Genomic DNA, 12,038 nt, shown 5'->3' with positions numbered 1-12,038 from the left:
AGAGGACTAGCAATGACAAATAGAGTATTACTTGTTGACGGTATGGCATTATTATTTAGACATTTTTATGCTACGAGCTTACATCAACAATTTATGTACAATTCACAAGGAGTGCCAACGAATGGTATTCAAGGCTTTGTCAGACATATTTATACGGCGATTCATGATGCTAATCCAACGCATGTTGCTGTGTGTTGGGATATGGGACAATCAACATTTCGCAATGACATGTTTGACGGCTATAAACAAAATAGACAAGCGCCACCAGACGAACTTATTCCACAATTTGATTATGTTAAAGAGATTTCACAGCAATTAGGTTTCGTTAATATAGGTGTTAACAATTATGAAGCGGATGACGTTATAGGTAGTTTAGCCAAACAATATAGTGAACATAGTGACGTCTATATTATTACTGGAGATAAAGATATCTTACAATGTGTTAATCCTAATGTTGAAGTATGGTTAATCAAGAAAGGTTTTTCTATTTATAATCGTTATACGTTAGCGCGCTTTAAAGAGGAATATGGACTAGAACCGCTTCAATTAATTGATATTAAAGCATTTATGGGAGACACTGCAGATGGTTATCCAGGTGTTAAAGGTATTGGCGAAAAGACGGCTATCAAATTAATTCAACAATATCAATCCGTCGAAAATGTAATTGAACATATCAATGACTTAACAGCAGGACAGCAAAAAAAGATTAATGACAATATTGATAATTTACACTTGTCGAAACGACTTGCAGAAATTTATACTGATGTACCTTTAGATAGTGATGCATTATTTGAAGATATGACGTATGCACATTCATTAAATGACATATTATCAATTTGTAATGAACATGAATTATATGTATCAGGAAAATATCTTGCTAGCAATTTTTAACTGAATAGATAACAATAAACCAACCTGGGGATGTCAAAATCTCTGCAGGTTGGTTTTTTATTTGTTGTCGCTTTGGCATGATGAGCATTAATTTTTATGTTGTTTTGAAGAAGTTAAAATAATTTTTACTACAAATCATTTTGAAAAATTTTCGAAGTAATCCATCTGAGCTTAAATATTTTATTTTGATTGAGAAAAAATGTGTCAATCTTCTCTTTGAATGATTTTTATTTATAATTATTTTAATTGTTCACAAATTCGATTTACTTATTTATAAGAGTTGTGATAATATTAAATAGAACATGATTTAATTTGTTCAAGAATAAATTGTGATGTATGAGAGAGCATGATGTACTTAATAAATTTTTGAGTGAACAACATGGACTCTTATTTTTTGGGGGCTAGGACATTATTAGTTTGATAATGGAAGATATCGTCATTATTTTTCGAAGATAGGTGTTGTAGGAGAACATCATTGATTGAATATCATGTAACTAACAATATGTCTTCATATCAGGTTTAGTTCAAATACAAACTACATTTGTCTTAACCTCTATTTAATTTTGCAAGGACGAAACGACAAAGTAATAAGTTAATAGATAGAGACTCATACTTTCACAACAATAACAACAAGACATAACATCAAGAAGAGGAGTGGAACGCTGTGAATCATCGTGATAAATTGCAGAAATTTAGTATCCGTAAATACACTGTGGGTACATTTTCAACAGTCATTGCGACGTTAGTATTTTTAGGGTTAAATACATCACAAGCACATGCTGAAGAACAACAAACAGTTGACAAAGCAATTCATTCAGCGACGAACAAAGATGAAAATGACAGTAAATTAACTGTAGTGCATAACGATGCACCACAAAATGACACGCAGTCAATGATGAAACAAGATCAAACTGACGCTAGTAATACTAATAATACGACGAATAATAAAGATGTCGCACAACTTTCAACAACAGATACAACGACTGCTGAACACGCAGAACAACAACAACAAAATTCTAAAACTGTCAAAGCAGCAGACAATATCGCAACAAAAAACGATAAAGATGTAGCTGCAGATAGCGACAAACAAGTAACTACAAGTGATCGTAAACATCAAAACAAACCACAATTTAAATTAACAGAACAATCAGAAAGTAATAACGTTGCGCCTACACAAAGTGACAATAAAGATAGTGCGCAATCAACACAATATAATAAACAAAAGTTACAAGCATTTTTCGATGCAAGTTACCATGATTATCGCTTTATCGATAAAGATAAAGCTGATAAAACAGCATTTAATCATGTTAAGGCAGTCTTCGATAAAGTAAATACACTACTTGGAAATAATGATGAACCAGATAGCAAATCACTAGAATTGTTATATAAAGAATTAGAGCAAGCAGTGGCAACGATTCGTACCATGCCACATCTTCAGCCTTCAAAGAAAGGTAAAAAGCATCAAATTGCAGAGAGAGATGCTGGCAATGTCAATTATAACCGTGCATTTAATGCTTATTATTTTCTAAATGAAGATGATAAAGTAGGCTATCCAGCAGGTACATATATTGAGGCTTCTAATAAAGGGGCACCATATTATTTACCAACAACACCATGGAATCAGGTGCTGGTTACCAATGTTAAAGACTTAGTTTATATCACTGCGAAACGTGTATCGGATGGTTACGAATGGACGATTAATTATAATAAAGGGCATCGACCACATGAATCTATGATTTACTGGTTTGGTATTCCACAAGATCAAGTTCCAGTAGGTAGAGTACAATTTTCAATCTTAACACCTAAAAAAACTGGCAGCTTTACTGGTTCTGGTGTTGGTAATAAAGAAGGTAAGCCATTACCAGAAATGTGGACATCATCAGGAGGTATGGATCGTAGAGCGCATGACTTTAAAATGGGTCCAGCAACCACAGGTCATCTTTTTTACGATTGGCCACAACAAATTATTCAAAACTTTTCAGACTTTGCACATGCGCCCGACTATTTTAACCAAGATAATGCCAATCCAGTATATAGAAACTATGGAGACCAGCTATTCCGACAATTAAATGGTCAAGATAAAAGCGAAATTCCTGGCTTAAAAACAATGTATTCATTTGTCGGTAATGGTAACAGTAACTTTGTTATTAAATTCAAGACAAGAGGACCAATTGATACAAGGTTGTTCTATGCTGCTGGTGCACGTTCAGTTGAATACAATCAAAAATTTAACTATGAACAATTATATGTTGAACCAAGAGGAGAATATTCCCACAGAATTCAAAGTATCTTAGCTACACAAGACCGTACCTATCATTTAGGTAATACTAAAGAAGTGATTGATTATGATAATTGGACATATGTTACAAAAGATGTATTAGATCCACTTAAAGGTGAAGATGGCGACTATGTTAAGGACCCACAAAGCTATGTCGTTAATCCTAGCGATAGATTGATGGGCTTTGCACCAATTAGTGCCATGAACTACATGTATAACCGTCACCGTACTGTTAAACCAATGACGCAACAAGAAATAGACAATTATTTTTCAGAAGCGAATATGAAACGTGCACTCAATGACCCTGGACATCATATGCATGTCTTACTATTGTTTAATCTCCCGGATAATATAGGAAATACCCAAACAATTAAACATGCTTGGTTAAATCTTAAACCACCAGTAACATATAATGTTGAATTCTTCTCTAATGATGAAACAACAAGACGTGGTGACCAACAAGTATCACAAGATGCAGGACACCCTGTCATCTTTGTCAATTCAGGTCCATTAGAAAACCGAGCAGACACTATAGGTAATCATCCAACCGTCTATGTTCAACCTATTCGTATTCATTTACAAAGTAATGAGCCGTTTGATGATAGTGACTATGATATTAGTGGTATTCCAGATAGCATAAGAATAGAACCTGCTGTTGGTAGAACAAATACAGCTACGGAGAAAAACTTAGAATTAGTAGGTAATATGCCACCTGGAGACTACTACGGTAAAATCCGTTTCGGTAATGTGGAACAAATCTTTGAAATTCGTTCTAAACCTAGACCACCAATCATTTTAACAACTGAAAATGAATTACGTGGTAAAGGTGGCTCCATGACAACACCTATTACAGTTGGCAACTTGCCAGTCGGAACGCCAGGTACAGTTCAAATCGTCAATACGGGACCGTTAGCAACTGATGGTACCAACGATCCAAGTACTATGCCTACAAAATATAATATTTTAGCTGGTGCACAATACGATGGTCAAGGTAGTACGATGGTCATTGGTGGTCCTAATAAATACGACTTTATTCAACCATTACCAACGAGTGGCAATATTAAAGCAGTCTTCGTTATTAATCAAGATATAAAATCGAATTATGGTAATAGTGTCACAATGCTACCAGACGATGTCGCGCCAACAATTAGTGAACCAACAGGATTACAGAATAAATATTATAATGGTGATCAAGTTAATATCACAATGAATATTAATGAGGAAGCATATGGTACAGGAATTAAACAAGTAGATGTCCAAGGTTTACCTCAAGGTCTAACTTTCAATGTGACTAAAGCGGCAGATAATATGTCAGGAACATTAACAATTAGTGGTACGTTACCATTAAGTAATGTATTTAATAGACATATTCAAGTGACTGTTAATGCTACTGATAACGCGAATAACACAAGAACGAAGACATTAGCTATTGATATCGGTGAATTAGCAAGCGACCATCGCGCTGTCGGCTTACCTGATGCAGAAAAAGTAGTTGTCAATAATCCAGTGGGTATTTTACCAGACATGAGAGAGCGAATTGCTAATGCAGTCGCAGCTAAAAATACGGCAATTAGCCAATATCTACAAACAACTAAACCATTTTCAGCATCTGCAAATGGTTCAGTAGAAGTACGTTATAAAGATGGTTCAACTAACCGTTTACAACCAAGTGAAGTAATTACATATGAACCAATTCGAGCAGACCAATATGCTGACGGCAGTAATATGAAACAAGCTACGATTATGATAGCTAAAGGCCAACATTTTGATATTGGCGATATTAAACAATATTTCACATTAAATGATGGTTCACGTTTACCAAATAATGCTTATATCAGCTTTACGGCACGTGATCATATTCCGACGCCAGATGAAGTATCTCGATTAGATGCAGGAAGTTATATTTATCATATTAATGTTGCTAATGCCTATCACAAAGCGACTGAAGAAATGCTAATCAAACTTGCAGTTTATGATATTCAACAGCCAAGTGGTGATCAAAGAGTATTCCGTACATCACCATTTAAATTAACAGATGATGAAGTCAATAGAGTGAAAGAAGCATTTATCAATGCTAATAGAGGTGTATTAGCATTGACACCTGATCAAATCACTGTTAATAATCCTGAAGATACGAGTCATGTAAGTACTGTGACTGTATCTATTCATAAAAATAGTATAGACAAAGCATTTACTTCTGACTTTGATCACATGAATTTCTTACGCTGGGTTGATTTCCCACATGATTATCAAGTGACATGGACAAGTCAACATGTGCCGAATCGAACTACGGATATCGGCTTTGAATGGGGACCAGATCATAAATCATTACTTTATCGTTATGATGCGACAACAGGTCGACAACTTAATCTCAACGATGTATTACGTATCATTACAGCAACAACTTCACAAGCAGGCTTACGCAATAATATATCTGGTAGTGATAAATTAGATGCTGAAAATGCTAGACGAGGACAAGCAGGAAATGGTTTCTCTATGACGAATGATTCCAATATTAGCTTGCGTCAATATACATTGAACGGACAAGTTACTCAAGTTCTAGACTTAGTACAAGGTAGTAATGGCGTAGGTGGCGTGAATGTACCATATTCTAATGTACGTTCTGATTTCCGTAATTCTTCATTAGTTAATGCACCAATTGCAGCTCAAAATGGTGTGCCTGCATTTACTTTAGAACATATCATTAAACCAAATAATGTTCGTAATGTAGCAGATACGATATTTAAAGCGCAATTATACTTAGTACCGTCATGGCCAAGTACATATTTAAATCGTTTAAATCAAACCTTTGATAATACAACAGATGTTATTAACGTTTATTTTGTACCTAGTGATACGATTAAACCTACATTAAGACTTGATGATTATACAAATAGAGTTGTCTATTCAGGTGAATCATATCGTAACCAAGCAGTAGCTACAGATAACTATCAATTAAAAAGTGTTACTGTAGATCAACGTTCACATGCAAATGCTACGATTAATGTTGCCAATAATTTGATTACAGTCGTTGCTGAAAACGTCACTGCACCTAAGACACAAACAGTGAATGTCATAGCAACAGATACAAGTAACAATGAAACACAACATTCATTTACAGCAACAATTAAACCGTTAAATGATAAATATCGTTTATCAACATCTTCAAGTGAACAAAATCCTGTTAGAATTGCGAATATTCATAATAATGCAACGGTGTCAGATGCTGATAAACAATTGATTTTAAATAGTATTACAGCAACTGAAAAAATACCAAATCGTAGTTATGTGACAGCACCAACTAATGAAATTACTGCTAAAGAAGTAAGTAATGTTAGTCGTAACGGTAATCACGCACAAGTGACAGTAACATATCGTTATGCAGATGGTACAACTTCTCAAATTGATGTACTTGTTAAACATGCATTATATGAAGTGATTGCAGATCCTAAATATACAGTTTATGGACAAAATTTCCCAGCTGGTAAAGGTTCAGGTGCTGCCAACTTCTTTAAATTAGCAGATGGTAGAGCAGTTCCTGATGCTACAATCACATGGGTTGCAGGTAATGAACCAAATATTAATAGTACAGACTATGGTCGTGATATTACGGTTAGAGCTAATATCTTATACGATGGAGAAACAACACCGATAGTTAAAGAATCATCTTATATGGTTGCACGAAGTGTACCGAAAGAAATATTCATTACTTCTAGAGGTAGAAAATTTAATGGTATTAATAATGGATACTGGCCGGGAGAATATTTGAAACCAGTTAATAATTCATGGCCTGGTGGCGCAGGTGCGATGAACTTTAATTTCCCTAATGGTGATGGACCAAACTGGACAGTTGTAGGTCTACAATCTAAAACTGCACGTGTCACATATCCTAACGGTCAAGTAGAAGAAGTTAAAATCTTGGCTAAAGTTCGACCAGACCCACCACGAGTAGATGGTAATTCTGTGACATATAAAGCGGGATTAACGAACCAACAAATTACTGTTAATAATGTTTTAACAAATTCACCATTAGAAATATTTAAAGCAGATGGTACAAAATTAACAGTTAGCAATGTAACATACGGTAGTAATAACTCATCAGTAGCTACGGTAACTGAGGCATTGCCTGAAGGTGAAATTTATGCGCGTTCTTTCATAACTGATCCAAATATGACTTATGACACTTTAAATAGTGCTGGTCAAGCAGTACGTCTAACACAAGCAGAATCTATTGAGTCACTTGATAGTAACCATGTGCGTGTTACAGCACAATTACATGCGACCAATCCAGGTGTAGTCATTTTACAAGGTGGTACAAATCTCAATAATGATGCTGCGCATTATATAGATCATTTACCAAGAAGAGCGACGGCGCAATGGAATGAAGCACCAGATACATGGAAAGATACGGTAGGCAACTTTACTAAGACAATTACAGTCACATTACCTAATGGACAGGGTACTAGAGAAGTAAATGTACCAGTAAAAGTCTATGCCAAACCAACTGCAGCACCTGTGTATGACAAAAAAGGTAATCAACCTGGTAAAGGTACAGATCCAATGCATTATTTAGACTTCCCTAGAAATACAGATATGACAGGTATTACTGCACAATGGGATCATAATACTGCGCCAAACGCACAACAAGCAGGTGTACAGCATTTAGCAATAAATGTATCCTATGATGGCATTTCAACACCTTATAGAGTGCCAGTAGATTACTATGTTTACAATTTCGACTTTGCACAACCTGAATATGTTACTACAGTTGGACAAACGCTAGCATCAGGAATAGATGTAAACAGCTATGTTCATTTAGAAAACGGTAATGGCGTACCAACAAACTTATGGCATTACACATGGAATAATACTGCCACTGGAAGTAGTAATGCTACACGGACAGCAATGAATCGTCCTAATATTGCTAAAGTATATAATGCTCAATACAACATTTATGATAGTTCTAACCATTTATGGATGACGTCACAACCAGCTAAATTCATTGTTAAACATGTACAACCGAATAAAGCAACAATCTCAGAGACTGTTAATGGTACGATTACGATCACACCAGGTCTAGATAAATCAGTTGCAACACATGCAGGCAATGTTACTGAATACGCAGATCACTTAGAAATTAAGAAAAATGGTCAAACATTAACAACGTTTGTTAGAGCAAATAATAGAAGTGCATGGTCTAAAGAACCTGCAGCTACTTCAGTAACTGGTATAAATGGTAGTGCTTCTGGTATTACAATTAACGCTGGTGTACTACAACCGGGAGATAATATTGTTGTTGTAGCTACACAAGGTACCGGTGAAATTGCCAGCGATAGTATAGCAAGCGATAACTTTGTCGTTGTAGCAGCCGAACCAAATCAAGCACGTTCAAAAGAATGGCAAAATGGTACGTTAGACATTACACCTAACAATCCAGTTAACACTACAAATCCAACTGATGCTCTAGACATTGCTTATATTGAAAAGTTAGCTAACGGTAGAGAGCAACAAAAAACGATAACTGTAACAAAAGGAAGCAATGGTCAATGGTCAATGACCAATAAACCTGCTTATGTCACAGTGGACAGTGCAACGGGCAAAGTAACATTTAACGCTAATACGATCAAACCAACTTCATCAATAACAGTTACAGCGAAAGCTAGTAGTGGTGCAACAGGTCGTACAAAAGTGAGTACAATTACAGCACCAGCTGCACATAATGTGACAATCAACCAAATCAATAAAGATTATGGAAGTAACGTTACAGCCAATGAAATTAATAACGCAGTTCAAGTAGCAAATAAACGTAATGCTACTATTAAACATGGTACTGTAATGCCTACTAACTTAGCTGGTGGAAGTACAACACCAATTCCAGTTACTATCACATATAACGATAATAGTACTGAAGAAGTTACTGAAAATATTTATACACGTGCCGATAAACGTCAATTGATCACTGAAAGACATCAATTAGACAATGCGATAAATACTAATGGTAAAACACCAGCAAGTATTACAGCATATAACAACAAAATGTCAGCTGCACATTCACAAATCCAAGCAGCTAAAACAGAAGCAGATCAAGTTATTGCTAACCAAACTGCAACACCACAACAAGTATCTGCAGCATTATCAAAAGTCCAAGCAGCACAAACTAAAATCAATGAAGCGAAAGCCTTATTACAAAATCGTGCTGATAACTCTGCGTTAGTACATGCAAAAAATCAATTACAACAAGCACTGACACCAGCCGCTTCAACGGTAGGTATGACTGCACAAACAACTCAAGCATATAATGATAAACGTCGTGAAGCAGAGCAAGCAATTCACGCAGCTGAAGCAGTTATCAACAATGGTGATGCCACAGCTCAACAAATTAGTGCTGAAACAACAAAAGTTGATCAAGCGTTACAAGCATATAATACTGCTAAAGATGGTTTAAGAGCTGATAAAACAGCATTACAAACAGCATATGACAAATTGAATGAACATGTAGATACAGCAGACAAACGTCCAGCAAGCGTCATAAAATATAATCAAGCTATGCAAGCGATTCAACATGAAGTAGATGCTGCTAAACAAGAAGGACATCAAATCTTACAAGATGCCAATCCATCAGTTGCCCAAGTAACGGCTGCCTTAAACAAAATAAAAGCAGTTCAAACTAAAGTAGACGCTGCGAAAGCGAAGTTAGTGCCAAAAGCAGATAACAGTGCATTACAACAAGCAAAAGCTCAATTAGAACAAGCGATTGCTCAAGTACCATCAACAGCTGGTATGACACAAGCGAGTATTAATAATTACAATACTAATAAACAACAAGCTCAAGCAGCAGTTACAGCAGCACAACATGTCATCAATAATGGTGATGCCACAGAGCAACAAATCGCAGCAGAAAAGACAGCAGTCGATAATGCGTTAACTGCTTTAAATCAAGCTAAGCATGATTTAACAGCTGATGTTACAGCATTACAAAGTGCAGTTAATAATTTAAATCGAGTTGGAGATAAAACAGGTAAAAAACCAGCAAGTATAGCTGATTATGATCATGCATATCAAGCTCTAACACCTGAAATTAACCAAGCACGTCGAGCAGCTGAAACTATTATTCATAAACCAATTAGAACAGTACAAGAAGTAGAACAAGCTCAAAGACAAGTTGATAATGTTAATGCGAAATTAACTACTGTTATAGCTAAACTGCATCCAGTTGAAAATAATAGTGCACTCGTCCAAGCTAAACAAAATCTTGAACATGCTATTGCTACACCTGCCGATACTACTGGTATGACGGCTGATACAACTCGTAACTATAACGACAAGTTAGCAGCCGCTCGCCAAGCAATTACGAATGCTAATGCAGTAATTAACAATGGCGATGCCACAGCGCAACAAATTAGTGATGAAACAACAAAAGTTAATCAAGCATTGCAAGCATATAACACTGCTAAAGATGGATTAAGAGCAGATAAAACAGCGTTACAACAAGCATTGCAACAATTAAATAGTTCAGTGACAACTGCCGATAAACGTCCAGCAAGTGTCACAGCATATCAAAATGCAATGCGTCAAATTCAAAACGAAATTAATACTGCGAAAAATGAAGCGACTAGTGTAATTGCAAATAATAATCCAACAGTAGCTCAAGTTAATGATGCCTTGGCTAAAATTCATGCTGTACAACCTAAAGTCGACGCAGCGAAAGCAAAATTAGTACCAAAAGCTGACAATAGTACGTTAAAACAAGCTAAAGCACAATTAGAACAAGCAATTGCGACGCCAGCTAGTACTGATGGTATGACAGCGCAAACAGCACAACTATACAATGAAAAATTGACTGCTGCTCGTCAAGCAATGACAGCTGCACAACGTGTTATTGATAATGGAGATGCGACAGATCAAGATATTGCGCATGAAAAAGCACAAGTAGAGCAAGCATTACAAGCCTATAATGCAGCTAAAGATGGTTTAAGAGCAGATAAAACAGCATTACAAGCAGCATACGATAAATTGAATGAACATGTAGATACAGCGGACAAACGCCCAGCCAGTGTTACAAAATACAATCAAGCAATGCATGCGATTCAACATGAAGTAGATGCTGCCAAAGCTGAAGCAAAAGGTGTCATTGATAATGCTAATCCTTCTGTACAATCAGTAAGAGATGCCTTAGCAAAAGTTCAAGCCGTTCAAACTAAAGTTACAGCTGCCATTAATCAATTAGTGCCAAAAGCTGATAATAGTCAATTAGTACATGCCAAAGATCAATTACAAGCATCTATTAATCAAGTACCATCAACGACTGGTATGACGAGCCAAAGTGTTAATGACTATCAAGCTAAACAACGCGAGGCACAAGCAGCTGTTACAGCAGCAAATAATGTCATCAATAATGGTGATGCTACAGAGCAACAAATTGCCGATGAAAAGACAAAAGTTGAACAAGCATTATCAGCATTAAATGATGCTAAAGCACACTTAACAGCTGATGTTACTGCTTTACAAACTGCAGTAGCTAAATTGGATCGTGTTGGTACAACAACAGGTATGAAACCAGCGAGTGTCACAGCTTATAACAAAGCTTATAACGCTATTAGAAATGACATTACTCATGCCAAAAATCAAGCTAACACAGTGATTAACAAACCAATTCGTACAGTTAGTGAAGTGGAACATGCGTTGCAAGAAGTAAATCGCGTCAATAACGAACTCACAAATGCTATTAATCAATTGCATCCAAAAGAAGATAACAGTGCATTACAAGCTGCCAAAGCTAAATTACAGCAAGAACTTGCCAAAGCAGTTTCAACTGATGGTATGACACAACAATCAATTGCTGCTTACAATACAGCACGTCAACAAGCTG

2 protein-coding genes (1 of these 2 running past the window's edge) are annotated in these 12,038 nt (G+C 36.0%); both read left to right on the top strand.

The window, feature by feature from the left end:
* The first annotated feature begins 12 nt into the window (after positions 1-12).
* Positions 13-891: a 5'-3' exonuclease gene (locus J3R86_RS05735; RefSeq protein WP_207518461.1), complete on the top strand. Its 879-nt coding sequence runs from the start codon at positions 13-15 to the stop codon at positions 889-891.
* Between the two features lie 664 nt (positions 892-1,555).
* On the top strand, positions 1,556-12,038 hold the start of the coding sequence (gene ebh, locus J3R86_RS05730; RefSeq protein ID WP_207518460.1) for a hyperosmolarity resistance protein Ebh. The gene runs 18,389 nt beyond the window's last position; only the first 10,483 of its 28,872 coding nucleotides appear in the window; the start codon lies at positions 1,556-1,558; the stop codon falls past the right edge of the window.

The sequence above is a fragment of the Staphylococcus simiae genome (assembly GCF_017357005.1).
Classification (GTDB): domain Bacteria; phylum Bacillota; class Bacilli; order Staphylococcales; family Staphylococcaceae; genus Staphylococcus; species Staphylococcus simiae_A.
The sequence above is the reverse complement of the archived record's forward strand: the minus strand, read 5'-3'. Positions and strand labels throughout refer to the sequence as shown.

What these genes read in the sequence shown, in the direction of transcription:
- J3R86_RS05735 (WP_207518461.1), top strand. Translation starts at nt 13, where the DNA reads ATGACAAATAGAGTATTACTTGTTGACGGTATGGCATTATTATTTAGA.